The following is a 17,013-nucleotide window of genomic DNA, read 5'->3' as shown; positions in this document are numbered from 1 at the left end:
CTGTGCATAACTGAAAGGGGACAATATATGAGAAAAAGGATAGCATGTGTAACAGCAGCTATTTTGAGTATTTCGTTAGGAGTAAGCGGATGTGGGCTCATTCCGTTTGAACAGGATATTCCATTTCTGAGTTCCAGAGCTGAAAATGCGGAAACTGAGAAAAAAACAGAACAGCAGACAATTGATGAACAGGATGCTGATACAGAGAAAAGTACAGAAGATACACAGCAGGATGATGGTCTGAATGAGGGAGAGCAGACTGACAACGAAGATACAGAAGAGGCAGATGAGAAACAGGAAAATCCTATGGAGCAGGCAGCGCTTATGGCTGTACAGTATGATTATGATGGCGCCATAGAACTGCTTAAGAGTCAGCCGGATTACGAAAGTAATACGGATATGCAGAGTGCAGTTTCGGATTACGAAAATACGAAAGCCACCTGTACAGAATATCCGCTGGAGCAGATCACGCACGTGTTCTTCCATACACTGATCAAAGACACTGCCAGAGCATTTGACGGGGATTCAGACAGTAATGGATATAACCAGTATATGACAACAATTGATGAGTTTAACAAAATCATACAGAGTATGTATGATAAGGGATATGTCATGGTCAGTCCGCACGACATGGCGGTTATCAATGAGGACGGAACTATGTCCAGAGGCAGTATTATGCTGCCACCGGGAAAAATTCCATTTGTGCTTTCTCAGGATGATGTAAGTTATTATCACTATATGGACGGAGATGGTTTCGCATCGAAACTTGTAGTGGATTCCAATGGTGAGGTTAAGAACGAATATATTGAGGATGACGGAAGTGTTTCCACAGGGGATTATGATATGGTTCCGCTGATCGATACTTTTGTAAAAGAACATCCGGATTTTTCCTATCATGGAAGAAAGGGAATCCTTGCAATGACAGGTTATGACGGTGTTCTGGGATATCGTACGGATATTGCATATAAGACCGGAAAAAAACTGCAGGATGATCAGAAAAAATTCCTGGAAGATCATCCGGATTTTAACTATAAGCAGGAAGTGAAAAATGCAAAAAAGGTAGCTAAGGCTATGAAGGCAGAAGGCTGGGAATTTGCAAGCCATACATGGGGACATAAGGATGTGGCTGCCACTTCTCTGGATGATCTGAAAAGAGATGATAAAAAATGGAAGAAATATGTGGCTCCCATACTTGGAGAAACAGATATGATCATTTTTGCATTTGGTGCGGATATCGGAAGCTGGGAAGGATATTCGGCAGACAATGAGAAATATGAGTTTTATAAGAGTCAGGGATACCGCTATTTCTGTAATGTAGATTCCAGTCAGTATTTTGTACAGATTACAGATGATTATTTTCGACAGGGAAGAAGAAATCTGGATGGATACAGAATGTATTATAATCCGGAAATGCTCAGTGATCTTTTTGATGTATCGGAAGTATGGGATTCTTCAAGACCAACTCCGGTACCTGGAATGTAGAAGGGAGTATTGATTATTATGAAGAAAAAAATATATCTTGCCATGCTTGCAGTTTGTTTTGCACTGACAGCATCTGCGTGTGGTGATGACGGTGCTGTTATCACAGACGGTACAAAGACAGAAGGAGCTGCTGACGGGAAGAAAGCAGAGACAGGAACTACGCGTCTTGTTTCTGTTGAGAATGTAGAGAAATATATTACGATTGGAGAATATAAAGGACTGACTCTGGACAATACGGTGGATGCGATCACTGACGATGATGTACAGGCGCAGATCGATGAGGATCTGAAAGATAAGGCAGAACCTGTATCTGATGCGGCAAAAGAAGGGGATCTGGTGACTGTAAATTATACAGGCACTAAAGACGGACAGACTTTTGACGGTGGTACTGCCAATAACTATGAATTTGTGATCGGCGACGGACAGATGTTTGAGGAATTTGAAAATGGTGTGATCGGGATGAAAAAGGGTGACACAAAGGAGATTAAAATTGATTTTCCGTCAGACTATGCAGACGAAACTCTGGCAGGTGAGGAAGTTATATATAAGGTTACGGTGCAGAACGTGCGGCGTGAAGGAGAACTTACAGATGAATGGGTTGCAAAGAACACTGATTATACAACAGTAGATGATTATCGTGAGAGTATTCGCAGTGAACTTGAGAAAAACGCAAAGGAATCTGCGCAGGAGGTTCTTAAGAATACTGCATGGAGTACAGTGCTTGAGAACTCTGAAGTAAAAGAATACCCACAGGAAGATGTGGATAAGGCTGTTTCTGAATTTAAGAAGAGTATGGAAGTTTATGCAAAACAGGCCGACATGACTCTGGAAGAGTTTACAGACAGTCAAGGTATTTCGCAGGATGATTTTGATGAACAATGTCAGCAGTATGCAGAGGGTAAGGTTAAGCAGAACCTGATCGTGCAGGGGATCATGGATGCAGAGGGACTGTCACTTGACGACAAAGAGAGCCTTCAGCTGCAGGATAAACTGGTAGAACAGATGGGTGTTTCCAGTATTGCAGAGCTGGTTGGAACTTACGGACAGGATTATGTAGATGAATCAGTCGGACTTCTCAGAGTGGAGGAGTTCATTATAAAAAATGCGAGTGTGAGTGAGAAAGTCGCAAACGGTGATGTGCTGGCAGATGATGCAGATGCTGTGGCAGAAAATGCAGAACAGGACAGTGATCAGAATGTATCAGATGAAGATACTGATGATTCCGGACAGGACAATTCAGATGTAGATGAGAATCTGGAAGAGGAATTAGGTACGGAAGATGTTGATCAGAGTGAATAATTGGCATTGTATTTACCTGATAAATGAGTTATGATTATTGATAAAAGTGGATTACTCCGTACTGTGATGTACGCTGTCAGGGACTAATTAACAAAAAGAAGCGGGGAAAGGAAACCATGGATAAGAGGGTGTTGCGCGAAAGAATGCGCAGAAAAAAACGCCAGATGATGATCAGGCATTATACAAAGATCGGACTTTGTGTTATTGGCATGATTCTGGCGGTGGTGTTTGTAGTGAGAGGAATTATTATTCCGATTGCACATCATGTAGCCGGAGGCGGAAGCAGTGATCAGACTGTACAGGCTCAGGCAGATACAGAGGAAGTTCAGGCAAATTCCGATGCTGCTGTGAGACAGCCATTGAAGGGTAAATCAGATACAGATAAGATTGCCGCGATGACAGCCGGATGGCATGAGGATGCTAACGGAAAGTGGTATCAGAATACAGATGGTACATATTTTTCAAATGGATTTCAGGATATAGATGGTGTTACCTATTCTTTTGACGAAAACGGATATATACAGACAGGATGGGTAGAAAAGGGAGTGAAGGATTATTACTTTAATGAAGACGGATCTTATGATCCGAGTAAGGTACGTCCGATGCTGGCACTGACTTTTGATGATGGTCCGGGAGAGTATACAGATGAACTGCTGGATTGTCTGGAACAGAATAATGCTCATGCAACATTCTTTATGCTTGGTCAGAATGTCAGTTCATATCCGGATGCGCCAAAACGTATGCTGGAACTTGGTTGTGAGATTGGAAGTCATTCATGGGATCATACACAGTTGACGACAATTGATCTTGACGCAGTTGCAAAGCAGTTCTCTGATACAGATGATGCATTGATTCAGGCATGTGGCCAGGCTGCGAGTGTGGCGCGTGCGCCTTACGGGGACGGAAATTCAGATATTTATAATACTGTAAATAAGCCGTTCTTTATGTGGTCACTGGACACAGAAGACTGGAAACTTTTGGATGCAGATGCGGATTACAGTGCAGTAATGAATGGAGATCTGACAGATGGAACTATCATCCTGATGCATGATATTCATGAGCCATCTGTAAAGGCTGCTTTGAGATTGATACCGGATCTTATTGCACAGGGATATAAACTTGTAACGGTAAGTGAGATGGCAGAAGCCAAGAATGTGACCTTACAGAATGCATGTTATGTGGATTTCTGGCCGAGTACACTCAGTAATGGAGATGTGCCGGGATATCAGGGCGGTTCCGATGCAGCAGCTTCTGCAGACGGAACAGATGGTACATCTGATGCAAGCGCAGATTCTTCTGACGGAAGCACAGATTCCTCAGACGGAAGTGAGGATTATTCGGATGGAAGTTCAGACGATGGAAGCTATGATGATGGAAGTTCGGATGACGGAAGTTATGATGATGGAAGTTCAGATGATTCGGAAGATTACAGTGATGATTCTGTAGATTACGGAGATGGAACGGAATAAAAAACATATGCAATCCTGCAGTGTGGATCATACAGAGTAATTACGAACATACGAAAGAGCAAAGAAGAGAGCAAAGGTACTTCTTTGCTCTTTATGTTTTTTACAAAAAACACATAAAATATATAAAAAAATTGTTAAATATACACATATTTTTAATTGACGTATGGAATGTCCGTTGGTATAATAAGGCTTATAGAATGACTAAAAGTCAGTTCGTATTCCTGATTGAACTTGCTGTAAGATAGTTACTGTTCATATGCCAAAATTCCATTGCCGCAGGCAATCTGGAATGAATTTTGGCTACGTTACTGAGAATGGAGTGAACAGTAACGTAAGATATCCTGTTACAGTATTATTTTATGGAATCAGTATCTGCAAAAAAGATAGAAACCGAAGTTAAGGGAGGACTCCAGATGGGTGTGAGTATGAAATTTACGGATTTGGATCAATATTTATTTGGACAGGGAACCAATTATGAAGTATATAAGAAACTGGGTGCCCATCCGACTACATACAGACGAAAAAAGGGTGTATATTTTGCGGTCTGGGCACCGAATGCACAGTCTGTTTCTGTAATTGGTGAATTTAATGACTGGGAGGAAGAAGCAAACCCGATGGAGAAGGTTGGTCCGATCGGTGTTTATGAGGTATTTGTTCCGGGGGCAAAGATCGGACAGCTGTATAAATTCTTTATCGTGGGTGCGCATGGAGAGAAGCTTTATAAGGCAGATCCCTATGCAAATGAAGCTGAACTCCGTCCGGGTACAGCCTCCAGGATCACAGATATCACAGACTATAAATGGAAGGATGCCACATGGATCAAGAACAGAGAGAAGTTTGATGAGCAGGTAGAGCCTATGGCAATCTATGAGGTTCATCCGGGTTCATGGAAGAAGCATCCGCAGTCAGAGGAAAACGAAAAAGGATTTTATAACTATAGAGAATTCGCACATGCCCTGGCAGCCTATGTGAAGGAAATGGGATATACCCATGTAGAGCTTATGGGAATCGCAGAGCATCCTTTTGACGGTTCCTGGGGATATCAGGTGACCGGATATTATGCACCGACTTCCAGATATGGAACGCCGCAGGATTTCAAGTATATGGTGGATTATTTACATCAGAATAAGATTGGAGTTATCCTTGACTGGGTACCTGCACATTTTCCGAAAGATGCCCATGGTCTTGCGAACTTTGACGGAACCGCAGTGTATGAGCATGCAGATCCGAGACAGGGAGAACATCCGGACTGGGGTACCAAGATTTATAATTACGGACGCCCGGAGGTTAAGAACTTCCTGATCGCAAATGCTCTTTACTGGGTGGAGGAGTGCCACGTAGACGGACTTCGTGTGGATGCTGTTGCTTCCATGCTTTATCTTGATTATGGTAAGAAGGATGGAGAATGGATCGCAAATAAATATGGCGGAAATCAGAATCTGGAGGCTATTGAATTCTTTAAGCATCTGAATACAGTAGTTCTTGGAAGGAATCATGGAACTGTGATGATCGCTGAGGAATCTACTGCATGGCCGATGGTTACAGGGGATGCAGAGAAGGACGGACTTGGTTTTAGTCTGAAGTGGAATATGGGATGGATGAATGACTTTCTGGAATATATGAAGCTGGATCCGTATTTCCGTAAATTTAATCATAATAAGATGACTTTCTCCATGTCATATGCATACAGTGAGAGATATGTATTAGTTCTTTCTCATGATGAGGTGGTTCATCTGAAATGCTCCATGCTTGAGAAGATGCCGGGAGAGTTACCGGACAAATTCAGGAATTTAAAGGCTGCCTATTCATTTATGAACTGCCATCCGGGTAAGAAGCTTCTGTTCATGGGACAGGAATTCGGACAGCTTCGTGAATGGAGTGAGGAGAGAGAACTTGACTGGTTCCTTCTGAATGAAGAGCCACACAAGGAACTTCAGAATTATGTGCATGATCTCCTGACTATTTATAAGAAATATCCGGCACTTTATGCCGGTGATAATAATCCGGAAGGATTTGAGTGGATCAATGCGAATGACGGGGACAGAAGTATTTTCAGCTTTGTGAGAAAGTCTCCTACAAAGAGAAACAATATTCTTTACATAGTTAACTTTACACCTGTTGACCGTCCGGATTACAGAGTTGGTGTTCCGAAGAAAAAACAGTACAAGCTGATCATGGACGAGAATGGACTTCTGGAGCAGCCAAAGACATTTAAGGCAGTGAAACAGGAATGTGATAACAGAGAGTTTTCCTTCGCATATCCATTGCCGGCTTATGGGGTTGCGATTTTTACATATTAATTTTGAGGGATGATTTCAGGGTATATGTGAATATCTGAGAGAATTATTGTCAGGGGCATGTTATTTATTTGACAATATTGCAGGGTAAGCCCGATAATATATGAAAAATTCGTGAAATATAAATAATTGCTTTTGAAATTTATCTGCGTTATAATTATCGCGAACATAAGGAATAGAGAGAATAATGGTTTCCATGTTGAAAGGAGAATGAACATGAAAGTATCTAACATTAAAGACATCGATAAATTTTTTTCTGTAGTTGACAGCTGCGAAGGCAGAGTAGAATTAGTAACAGGCGAAGGTGACAGACTGAACCTTAAATCTAAATTATCCCAGTATGTATCTCTGGCAAACATTTTCTCAGGCGGAGAGATTCCGGAACTTGAGATCGTTGCTTATGAGAAAGACGATATTGATAAATTAATGAGCTTTATGATCAACGGTTGATCATTAGTGTATACAGGCGGGGGCATGATGGTGAATCATGCCCCTTTCTTTGATGTGAACAGGCAGGTTGTTCTGAAAGTATTGAACAACTGCAGGATATCTGTAAACCAGGGGGCACAAGTGTTTCCTGGTCAAAATGCGTTGATGGCAGACTTGAATACATTGGACATCTTATGTATAATGAGTACGTTACAGGCAAATATATAAACAGACAGATAATGATGGCAGTTCTAAAAGCTATTCTGTTTGTTCATAAAAATGGCAGAATATAAAAAATGACGGCTATATGGCAGTTATTCAGAAATATAAATTTTAACGAAGAGGAGAAATAAGATAATGGCAACTAAGATTGATATTATTTCCGGTTTCCTTGGAGCCGGTAAAACTACATTGATTAAGAAACTTCTGAAAGAGGCTTATGCAGATGAGCAGGTTGTACTGATCGAGAACGAATTTGGTGAGATTGGCATTGACGGTGGTTTCCTGAAGGAAGCGGGAATCCAGATCCGGGAAATGAATTCCGGATGTATCTGCTGTTCATTAGTGGGAGATTTCGGCACTTCTCTGAAAGAGGTTGTGGACAAATATCATCCGGACAGAATCCTGATCGAGCCATCAGGTGTTGGTAAACTCTCAGATGTTATTAAGGCAGTACAGGGTGTTCAGGGAGATGTGGATATCGTTCTGAACAGCTATACAACTGTAGTTGATGCAAAGAAGTGCAAAATGTATATGAGAAACTTTGGTGAGTTCTTTGATAATCAGGTTGAATATGCAGGTGCGATCATCATGAGCCGTACAGATATCATTGATGAGAAGAAAGCACAGCAGGCAATGGAACTTCTTCGTGGAATTAATGCGAAAGCTGCTATTATCACCACTCCGATTGAGAAACTGGACGGAAAGAAAATCCTTGAGGTTATGGAGAAACCGGTATCTCTTGAGGAAGAACTGATGTCTGAGGAAGAGGTATGCCCGGAGTGCGGACATGTACATGAACATGGAGAGCATCATCATCACGATCACGACCATGATCATGAATGTGGCTGTGGACATGATCACGAAGAACATGAACATCATCACCATGACCACGACCATGAATGCGGCTGTGGACATGATCATGAGGAACATGAGCATCATCACCACGATCACGACCATGAATGCGGTTGCGGACATGATCATCATGACCATCACCATCATCACGCAGATGAGGTATTTACAAGCTGGGGACGTGAGACGATTAAGAAATACACAAGAGAAGGTCTTGAGAAGATGCTTGAGGCTCTTTCCGCTTCTGAAGATTACGGTATTATTCTTCGTGCAAAGGGAATGCTTCCTGCAGAAGACGGAACATGGATTTATTTTGACATGGTTCCGGAGGAAACAGAAATCCGTGAAGGTGCACCGGAATATACAGGTCGTCTCTGCGTAATCGGCTCTAAACTGAAAGAAGATAAACTTGCAGAATTATTTGGGCTTGCATAATGATCATGAGGAAGCAGCGATTTATGGCAATCTTCTAAAATACTGCATCTGGATTCAGCTCATCGGAGCATGAAATCCTGTGTCATAGATGCGAGACTGAACGATTTCGGCAGATAATAACAGAATCAGAATAAAGATAAAGGAATAAATTATATGATGGATGATATCAGAGTTCCCATTTATTTGGTTACGGGATTCCTGGAAAGCGGAAAGACTACTTTCCTGGATTTTACATTGCAGCAGGAGTATTTTGCCATTGACGGCAAAACTCTGTTGATTCTTTGCGAAGAAGGCGAAGAAGAATATGATATGGATAAACTGAAACTTACAAACACAGTTGTGGAAGTGATCGAGGATGAAGAAGATCTGACACCACAGCGTCTGGCTGCCATGGATATCATCCATCAGCCGGAGCGTGTTGTGATCGAGTACAACGGAATGTGGCTTGTAAGTAAGTTTGAGCAGATGGAGCTTCCTGAAGGCTGGGGCATTGAGCAGGAGATTACCTGTGTGGATGCAACTACTTATCAGGTTTATATGGCAAACATGAAATCTCTGTTCATGGATATGATCAGAAATACAGATATGGTTGTATTTAACCGCTGTAAAGAGGGAGATCCGCTTCCTGCATACAGACGAGGGATCAAGGTCGCAAATCAGAGTGCAGAGGTTATCTTTGAAAATGAAGAGGGCGAGATGGATGACATTTTCCAGGATGAGATGCCGTTTGATATCAATGCACCGATCATTGAGATTCCACCGGAAGATTATGGTATCTGGTTTGTGGATGCCATGGATAATCCGGATAAATATGTAGACAAAATTGTCCGCTTTAAAGGACGTGTCATGAAACCACGTGGAATGGGAAGTAAATTCTTTGTTCCGGGACGTGTGGCAATGACCTGCTGCGCAGATGATACCACTTTCCTTGGATACGTGTGCAGAAGCGATTATGCACCGCATATCAAAGAGGGCAGCTGGGTAGAAGTAACAGCGAAGGTCGCATTTGAGAACCGTACAGAATATCAGGGTGAGGGCATTGTTCTTTATGCAAGTGATGTGAAAGAATGCGAGCCGCTTAAGGAAGAGATGGTATATTTTAATTAATTATCTTAGCGTGTGTTTGAAAAATGCTTTCCGCAAGACGTGCGTTACAATTTGCAGGATTGGTTTTTGAACACACTTTAGAGGATGTAAAAAAATAAATTTGACATCAGGACAGGTATGGTAATTCCGGAAAATGGTGTTAAATTAAGCAGGAGACACATATATGTATTTAGTAGTTGGCCTGGGAAATCCCGGGAAACAGTATGAAGCAACACGCCACAATATGGGATTTGATACCGTTGACCGTCTGGTAGAGGATTACAATGTCCCTCAGGGTGGTGTGAAATTTAATGCCATGTACGGTAAAACTATGATCGGCGGAGAGAAAGTGATTCTTATGAAGCCGCTTTCTTTTATGAACCTGAGTGGCGGTCCTGTTCGTGAGATGGCGAATTATTTTAAAATTGATCCGGAATCAGAGCTTATTGTTATTTATGATGATATTGATCTGGAGCCCGGGCAGCTTCGCATCCGCAAGCAGGGAAGTGCGGGTGGACATAACGGGATCAAAGATATTATCCGCCAGCTTGGCACAGAGAAATTTCTCCGTATCAAAGTAGGAGTTGGTGCAAAGCCGAAGGGGTGGGATCTGGCAGATCATGTACTTGGCAGATTTTCCACAGAAGACAGGAAACTTGTGGATGAAGCAATAGCAAAGGCGGCAAAGGCTGTGGATATCATAATCTCACAGGGTACAGATGCAGCCATGAACGAATATAACAGAAAAGTACCTGTACAGAAATAAGCAGACAGGAAACAGATGATTATTCAGCAAAAGGTATAGAAAGCGGTAACTGGAAACAGAAGCCGCTTTTATTACGTCGAAGGATCATGAGGGGTGAAGATGAAAGCATTTTTAACACCTCTGCAGGGGTTTGCAGAGTTTGAACAGATTAAAGAAAAAAGCAAAACGAATAAGGGAATCCTGCAGGTTTCGGGGTGTATGGAATCGCAGAAATCTCATCTGATGTACGGACTTTCCGGGATTGCGCCTTATCGTCTGATCCTGGCGGAGGACGAACGCCGCGCCAGAGAAATTTATGAAGATTACAGATTTTATGACAGAAAAGTGTATTCTTATCCTGCGAAAGATCTTCTGTTCTTTCAGGCAGATATCCATGGAAATCTGCTGATACGTCAGAGGATGAAGGTCATTAAGGCCTTACTGGAAGAGAAAGAACTGACAGTTGTTACAAGTATTGACGGATGTATGGATTTTCTGGAATCTCTGGAAAAGATAAAAGAACAGCTGATTCATTACGAAAGTGACAGCACCGTAGACATAGAACAGCTGAAGAACCAGCTGGTGGCTTTAGGTTACGAGCGGGTAGGACAGGTGGAAATGCCGGGGCAGTTCTCTGTGCGTGGCGGTATTGTGGATATTTACTGTCTCACTGAGGAAAATCCATGGAGAATCGAGCTTTGGGGAGATGAGATTGATTCTATCCGGAGTTTTGATCCGGAGAGTCAGCGTTCTCTGGAAAATCTGGAAGAACTTACGATCTATCCGGCGGTGGAGCATATAGGGGACAAGGATATGGTTTCCTTCCTGGATTATTTTCCGGAGGAAAGAACCATAATCTTTCTGGATGAACCAAACCGACTGACTGAGAAAGGCGGGGCTGTAGAAGAAGAGTACAGACAGAGCCGTATGCACAGAGAGGAAAAAGGCAGCCGGAATCAGCCGGAAAACTGGCTTTGTTCTTTTGAACAGCTTCAAAAAGAACTGAATAAACGCAACTGTATTTCTGTATGTGCGCTGGAACCGAAACAGGCAGGCTGGAAAGTGCGGGAGAAATTTTACCTGGAGGTAAAATCAATCAGCGCTTATAACAACAGTTTTGAACTTCTGGTAAAAGATCTTCATCAGTATAAGAAACAGGGATACAGGATCGCGTTGCTTTCCGGTTCCCGCACAAGGGCCGAGAGGCTGGCAAAGGATCTTCAGGAAGAGGGACTGGCAGCCTTTTATGGACAAGATTATGACAGGGAGATCTGTCCGGGCGAGATCATGGTGGTTTATGGCCATGCAAAGAAGGGCTTTGAATACCCGTTGATCAAGTTTGCGGTAATGACAGAATCTGACATTTTTGGACAGGAACAGAAAAAAAAGAAGAAAAAAAATTACAGTGGAAGCCGTATTCAGGATTTTGCGGAGCTTTCTATCGGCGATTTTGTTGTCCATGAAAAGCATGGTCTTGGTATTTACCGAGGAATTGAAAAAGTTGAAGTAGACAGGATCGTTAAAGATTATATTAAAATTGAATACAGAGGCGGAAGCAATCTCTATATTCCTGCTACTCAGCTTGACTGTCTGCAGAAATATTCAGGGGCAGATGCTTCAAAGGCTCCGAAGCTGAACAAACTTGGTACTCAGGAGTGGAATAAAACAAAGAGCAAGGTTCGTGGGGCAGTTAAAAATATTGCAAAAGAACTGGTAGAGCTTTATGCAGTGCGTCAGGAAAAGGAAGGATATGTCTGTGGTCCTGATACTGTATGGCAGAGAGAATTTGAAGAAATGTTTCCATATGAAGAGACAGAGGATCAGCTCAGTGCTATTGAGGATGCCAAACGTGATATGGAGAGTACCAGGATTATGGACCGGCTTATCTGCGGGGATGTGGGATACGGCAAAACAGAAGTGGCGCTGCGTGCCGCATTTAAGGAAGTACAGGAGAGCAGACAGGTAGCTTATCTTGCACCTACAACAATCCTTGCGCAGCAGATTTATAATACCTTTGTGCAGAGGATGAAGGAATTTCCGGTACGTGTGGAACTGTTGTGCAGATTCCGGACCCCGGCACAACAGAAGAAGGCAATCGAAGATCTGAAAAAAGGTCAGGTGGATGTGATCATTGGAACGCACAGAATCCTTTCCAAAGACGTACAGTTCAAAAATCTTGGCCTGTTGATCGTTGATGAGGAACAGCGGTTTGGAGTTACGCATAAGGAAAAAATCAAGCAGTTAAAGAAGGATGTGGATGTCCTTACACTGACTGCAACGCCCATTCCCCGTACTCTTCATATGAGCCTGATCGGAATCCGGGATATGAGTGTCCTGGAGGAGCCTCCTATGGACAGAATGCCGATCCAGACATATGTTATGGAATATGATGAAGAGACGGTCCGAGAGGCTATCAACAGGGAATTGCGCAGAGGCGGACAGGTTTATTATGTTTATAATCGAGTGACGGATATTGCAGATGTTGCTCTGCGTATTGCGAAGCTGGTGCCGGATGCAAGGGTGGATTTTGCTCATGGCCAGATGAGTGAGAGGGAACTGGAGAATGTGATGTATTCCTTTGTAAACGGGGATATTGATGTGCTGGTTTCCACCACGATCATTGAGACAGGGCTGGATATTTCCAATGTAAATACTATGATTATCCATGATTCAGATAGATACGGGCTTTCTCAGCTTTATCAGCTTCGGGGAAGGATCGGGCGTTCCAACAGAACTGCCTATGCGTTTCTGATGTACAGAAAGAATGTGATGCTGAAGGAGACGGCTGAGAAGCGTCTGGCTGCGATCCGCGAGTATACGGATCTGGGAAGCGGATTTAAGATTGCAATGAGAGATCTGGAACTTCGAGGTGCCGGAAATCTGCTGGGCGCGCAGCAACATGGACATATGAATGCGGTTGGATATGATCTTTATTGTAAGATGCTCAATGAAGCAGTGAAAGAGGCGAAGGGTATTCATACAATGGAGGATTTCGAGACATCGGTTGATCTGAATGTTGATGCGTATATTCCTGATTCCTACATCAGTAATGAATTTCAGAAGCTGGATATTTATAAAAGAATTGCGGGGATTGAGACACAACAGGATTATGATGATATGCTGGAAGAACTTCTGGACCGTTTCGGAGAACCCGGAAAGGCAGTGCTGAATCTTCTGGCGATTGCGAAGTTAAAGGCGATTGCTCATCAGGGGTACGTAACGGAAATAAAGCAGACTGGAAAAACAGTCCGGTTTACCCTTTATGAGAAAGCAAGGCTGAATACAGAAGGCTTTCCGGCTCTTATGCAGAAATACAGAAGAGGTCTGCAGTTTAAGAATGAGCAGGAACCGAAATTTATCCTGGAACCACAGGGGAATCTGATCCTGGCATTGACGGAATTTGCAGAGGAACTTAAGAGCATGGCGGAAAATATGTGAAATATACTACATATTTTTCGATTTGCCTTGCCCTTCGCAGGAAAAAAGTTTATACTCTAATAACAGTACATTCTGGGAAAGTGGTATGGAAGAAAGACCAGATTGATAATATGGAGGAAGAAATGAAAAAAATGGTAAAGAGAACAGCCGTTGTGACACTGGCAGGTGTGATGTCAGTTGGTATGCTTTCCGGCTGTGGAAGTAAAACATTAGATGGAACAAAGACAGTGGCTACTGTTGACGGAACAGATATTCCGCTTGGAGTTGTAAGTCTTTATGCCCGCGAACAACAACAGCAGACAACAACCATGTATTTAAATTATATGGGAAGTGCAGATAATATCTGGGATCAGACAGCAGGTGATGATTCAGATGAGACTTATGGTGATCAGGCAGTGACAAGCAGTCTGGAGTCTGTTGAGAAGATGTATATTCTCAAAGAGAAGGCTGCGGATTATAACGTAGAGCTTACAGATGATGATGAAGCAGCGATCGCAGATGCAGCATCACAGTTTATGGCTGCAAACAGTGAAGAGACAATTAAGGAACTTGCGGTAACGGAAGATCAGGTAAAAACACTTCTGGAGCTTCAGACAATTCAGAAGAAGATGTATGATCCGGTTGTAGCAGAAGGAAAGATCACAGTTTCTGATGATGAAGCGAATCAGACAACCTTCACTTATGTAAGTATCTCTACAAGCGGTGATGATATAACTGATGAGGAGAAAAAGACTAAGAAAGAACAGGCTCAGGAGATTCTGGATAAGATGAAAGAGGATCCTACAGCAGACATGAGTGAGATTGCCAAAGGTGTAGATGACAGTTATTCTGCAGTACAGGGTAATTTTACAACAAAAGAGAGCGAAGACGAGGATGAAGATTCCGGCAGCGAGGCATATCCGGATGAGGTTCTGAAGGTTCTGAGAGGACTGAAGGATGGAGAAGTTGCAGACAATATTATTGAGACTGACACAGGATACTATGTAGTAAGACTTGACAAGATCAATGATGAAGATGCCACAGCTTCCAAGCGAGAATCTCTTCAGAATTCCAAAGAAAATACCTATTTTACAGATACAACTGCCAAATGGCTGGATGAGGCAGATGTAAAGGCGGTTAAGAAAGTCCTTAAGACACTTAAGATCACTGACAAACATACCTTCATGGCGCCGACTCCTACTCCGGTTCCGGAAACACCGACACCTGAAGTGACAGAAGAGGCAACTCCAACACCGGAAACAGAGGAAGTTACAGAAACACCTGCAGCAGAAGATACAGATGTGACTGAGACACCTGCGGCAGAGGAAGAAGCAGCAGAAACTACTGAAACACCGGAAGCAACACCGACAGAAGCAGCTAAATAAGAAAATCCGAACTGTCAGTAGCTTGCTGATAGGAATTGAGTATTGTAAATTAAAACAGCTATGATGAAAACCTGAGTGTTTTCACATAGCTGTTTTTAAGTTTAAATAAATCCGAAATCATTCTCCTAAATATGCAAAAATAACACAGATAAATAGAGATATGATAATACGTTATTTTGTATGTTCTGCTAAATGAGATGGAAATGCTTCAAAGCATTGGCAATTCCGTTATCTTCGATATTGGTTGTCTGGTAAGTGCAGTGAGGCAGGATCAGGGGATCCGAGTCGCCCATTGCGATGCTGTTTCCGGCGAACTGCAGCATAAGAAGATCGTTCGTGCTGTCACCGAATGCATAGGTGTCTTTGACCGGAACCCCAAGACGGTCTGCCAGAAACCGGATTCCGGTTGCTTTGCTGAGATTTTTCTGAGTCAGTTCCCAGGCCTTGTCTTCATGTATGAAACACAGAAAATGTTCATCTGCAAATTTGCGGAAAGTTTCCATATCAGAATCAGCAGACGGAAAAGCCAGAAACTTGTCAAATGTAAAATGGTTGTATGTTTCGGGCGGGTAGAGAGCCAGATCTTCTACTATAACTTCTGCTTTCAGCTTCTGAACAGTTTCAGGAACAGCACATGAACTGCTGTCATATAAAATCTTATCCGGGCGTTCAAAAAACGCAGGAATTCTGCATTCCCGCAGTAATTCTGTTGTTTTACGGCAAAGCGGATTTGGAATAGAACTGGAAAACAAAAGCTCTTCATTCATATAAATCTGGCTACCGCATCCGCATACATAGCCGTCGAATCCCATTTCTTTAATGATTTCCGGAATCATTGTATAGGTACGTCCGGAATTGATGAAAAGGAGATGACCATTATAGCGGGCTTCTTTTAAAGCCTGTTTCGCACTGTCCGGAACTGTCCATGGGTAAGGGGTTAACAGGGTTTTGTCAATGTCAAAAAATAAGAGTTTACGATTATTCTCCATCAGATGTCTCCTCTGTCTCAGTATCTGTATTGTCATAAAATTCGTCATCAGAAGGATTTTCATTTCCTGTATGTACGCGGATTCCGTTCAGTTCAACTTCGCCTTCCATTGGGATCACAAGGCACTTGCGTCCGTCAATTATGCGTGTTTCCACAAGATCGGCACGTTCAGGATCTACGTGGACTACAACATCCGGGGTTTTGATCTCGAATCTTTTTGTATTGGTGATGTTGGAAGCAACCAGAGAGGATTTTTCCCCGGCTGTGATCTCGTATTGTTCATCAAATGACTGTAGTTTTTCATCTTCTACGCCGCATTCTTCAAAGAGGCGTTTTACCTCAGATTTGGTCAGAACTACAGGTTCCGGCTCATCCTTCTGTGATTCGATCAGGTCGTTTAATTTCTCGTGAATGCTTAATACAGTGTCATATCTGCAGTCGTCGCCCAGAGTATCTTCAACCAGTGCGTTAAAGGAATCACGCTGTCCTCCTGCAGAAAGAGGTGCTGTACATCCAAGCAGTTCATCGATAAAAATATCCCGAAGCTCGTTTGCATTTTTACTATAATAAAGGACACCATGGATGTCAGTGCTGCGGTCGTTAAACTGCGGGAAAAGGAAAGCAACATCCGGAAGTTCCACGATCCAGTCGCGGATACGGTCCTGGATGCTGTTGGTTTCGGCATTGTAGCAAAGACCTGCCTTAGAGAGTTTTACAGGACAGATACAGCACATGATGTGCTCATAAATCTCATCAGATGCATCAAACATTTCTGCACCGTCGGAAGACTTTCCGGGGATATCATATACTCCATGGATCAGGATGATGTAGTAGTTTTCGGGATAATCATAGTTTTCAATGATCTTATCGTAGAAACTTTCTACCAGTGCATCATCGGTCAGTTTGCTTT

The 17,013-nt window shown here is 42.7% G+C and carries 13 protein-coding genes; 10 read left to right on the top strand and 3 right to left on the bottom strand.

Annotated elements, in window-relative coordinates; all coding sequences use genetic code 11:
• The first annotated feature begins 27 nt into the window (after window positions 1-27).
• The 7 genes from AC075J_RS18490 to AC075J_RS18460 all read left to right on the top strand — a co-directional run bounded on the left by AC075J_RS18490 (window position 28) and on the right by AC075J_RS18460 (window position 9,589).
• On the top strand, window positions 28-1,482 hold the full coding sequence (locus tag AC075J_RS18490; RefSeq protein WP_022379935.1) for a polysaccharide deacetylase family protein: 1,455 nt from the start codon (window positions 28-30) through the stop codon (window positions 1,480-1,482).
• An 18-nt stretch (window positions 1,483-1,500) separates the two neighbouring features.
• Window positions 1,501-2,781, top strand: a complete 1,281-nt coding sequence (gene tig / locus AC075J_RS18485) for a trigger factor (protein ID WP_476390604.1) — start codon at window positions 1,501-1,503, stop codon at window positions 2,779-2,781.
• A gap of 116 nt (window positions 2,782-2,897) precedes the next feature.
• Window positions 2,898-4,250 carry a polysaccharide deacetylase family protein gene (locus tag AC075J_RS18480; RefSeq protein WP_055060424.1) on the top strand — a complete coding sequence of 451 codons (1,353 nt, stop codon included), beginning with the start codon at window positions 2,898-2,900 and terminating at the stop codon, window positions 4,248-4,250.
• Between the two features lie 413 nt (window positions 4,251-4,663).
• A complete protein-coding gene (gene glgB / locus AC075J_RS18475) occupies window positions 4,664-6,550 on the top strand; it encodes a 1,4-alpha-glucan branching protein GlgB (RefSeq protein ID WP_022379951.1) in 1,887 nt (628 codons plus the stop codon).
• A 213-nt stretch (window positions 6,551-6,763) separates the two neighbouring features.
• On the top strand, window positions 6,764-6,997 hold the full coding sequence (locus tag AC075J_RS18470; RefSeq protein WP_022379952.1) for a hypothetical protein: 234 nt from the start codon (window positions 6,764-6,766) through the stop codon (window positions 6,995-6,997).
• A 336-nt stretch (window positions 6,998-7,333) separates the two neighbouring features.
• Window positions 7,334-8,482, top strand: coding sequence for a CobW family GTP-binding protein (locus AC075J_RS18465; RefSeq protein ID WP_022379953.1), 1,149 nt, complete (start codon window positions 7,334-7,336; stop codon window positions 8,480-8,482).
• Between the two features lie 156 nt (window positions 8,483-8,638).
• Window positions 8,639-9,589, top strand: a complete 951-nt coding sequence (locus tag AC075J_RS18460) for a TIGR03943 family putative permease subunit (RefSeq protein ID WP_008707706.1) — start codon at window positions 8,639-8,641, stop codon at window positions 9,587-9,589.
• On the opposite strand, the gene AC075J_RS18455 is transcribed toward AC075J_RS18460, so the two are convergent.
• On the bottom strand, window positions 9,582-9,665 hold the full coding sequence (locus AC075J_RS18455) for a DUF6783 domain-containing protein (RefSeq protein WP_349830961.1): 84 nt from the start codon (window positions 9,663-9,665) through the stop codon (window positions 9,582-9,584). The genes AC075J_RS18460 and AC075J_RS18455 overlap by 8 nt on opposite strands.
• An 87-nt stretch (window positions 9,666-9,752) precedes the next feature.
• On the opposite strand from AC075J_RS18455, the gene pth reads away from it, so the two are divergent.
• The 3 genes from pth to AC075J_RS18440 all read left to right on the top strand — a co-directional run bounded on the left by pth (window position 9,753) and on the right by AC075J_RS18440 (window position 15,115).
• Window positions 9,753-10,334 (top strand): aminoacyl-tRNA hydrolase, encoded by a 582-nt coding sequence (pth, locus tag AC075J_RS18450; RefSeq protein WP_008707705.1) that lies wholly within the window; start codon window positions 9,753-9,755, stop codon window positions 10,332-10,334.
• Window positions 10,335-10,433: 99 nt separating this feature from the next.
• Window positions 10,434-13,751 (top strand): transcription-repair coupling factor, encoded by a 3,318-nt coding sequence (gene mfd, locus AC075J_RS18445; protein WP_022379954.1) that lies wholly within the window; start codon window positions 10,434-10,436, stop codon window positions 13,749-13,751.
• Between the two features lie 122 nt (window positions 13,752-13,873).
• A complete protein-coding gene (locus tag AC075J_RS18440; RefSeq protein ID WP_022379955.1) occupies window positions 13,874-15,115 on the top strand; it encodes a peptidylprolyl isomerase in 1,242 nt (413 codons plus the stop codon).
• Between the two features lie 188 nt (window positions 15,116-15,303).
• Here the strand turns inward: AC075J_RS18440 and AC075J_RS18435 are convergent, their stop codons facing one another.
• Together AC075J_RS18435 and AC075J_RS18430 are read right to left on the bottom strand one after the other, a co-directional pair.
• Window positions 15,304-16,104, bottom strand: a complete 801-nt coding sequence (locus tag AC075J_RS18435) for an HAD family hydrolase (protein ID WP_022379956.1) — start codon at window positions 16,102-16,104, stop codon at window positions 15,304-15,306.
• The coding region (locus tag AC075J_RS18430; RefSeq protein ID WP_476390603.1) for a DUF4317 domain-containing protein at window positions 16,094-17,013 on the bottom strand (920 nt) is incomplete at its 5' end. The genes AC075J_RS18435 and AC075J_RS18430, both read right to left, overlap by 11 nt.

This window comes from Blautia sp. ZXY-1-C6 (assembly GCF_056339875.1).
This window is presented reverse-complemented; position numbering and strand designations above follow the sequence as displayed.

Bases quoted from the DNA above. Each gene is read 5' to 3' on its own strand.
- AC075J_RS18440 (WP_022379955.1), top strand. From the start codon at position 13,874: ATGAAAAAAATGGTAAAGAGAACAGCCGTTGTGACACTGGCAGGTGTG.
- mfd (WP_022379954.1), top strand. From the start codon at position 10,434: ATGAAAGCATTTTTAACACCTCTGCAGGGGTTTGCAGAGTTTGAACAG.
- AC075J_RS18480 (WP_055060424.1), top strand. From the start codon at position 2,898: ATGGATAAGAGGGTGTTGCGCGAAAGAATGCGCAGAAAAAAACGCCAG.
- tig (WP_476390604.1), top strand. From the start codon at position 1,501: ATGAAGAAAAAAATATATCTTGCCATGCTTGCAGTTTGTTTTGCACTG.
- AC075J_RS18470 (WP_022379952.1), top strand. From the start codon at position 6,764: ATGAAAGTATCTAACATTAAAGACATCGATAAATTTTTTTCTGTAGTT.
- AC075J_RS18435 (WP_022379956.1), bottom strand. From the start codon at position 16,104: ATGGAGAATAATCGTAAACTCTTATTTTTTGACATTGACAAAACCCTG.
- pth (WP_008707705.1), top strand. From the start codon at position 9,753: ATGTATTTAGTAGTTGGCCTGGGAAATCCCGGGAAACAGTATGAAGCA.
- glgB (WP_022379951.1), top strand. From the start codon at position 4,664: ATGGGTGTGAGTATGAAATTTACGGATTTGGATCAATATTTATTTGGA.
- AC075J_RS18490 (WP_022379935.1), top strand. From the start codon at position 28: ATGAGAAAAAGGATAGCATGTGTAACAGCAGCTATTTTGAGTATTTCG.
- AC075J_RS18460 (WP_008707706.1), top strand. From the start codon at position 8,639: ATGGATGATATCAGAGTTCCCATTTATTTGGTTACGGGATTCCTGGAA.
- AC075J_RS18465 (WP_022379953.1), top strand. From the start codon at position 7,334: ATGGCAACTAAGATTGATATTATTTCCGGTTTCCTTGGAGCCGGTAAA.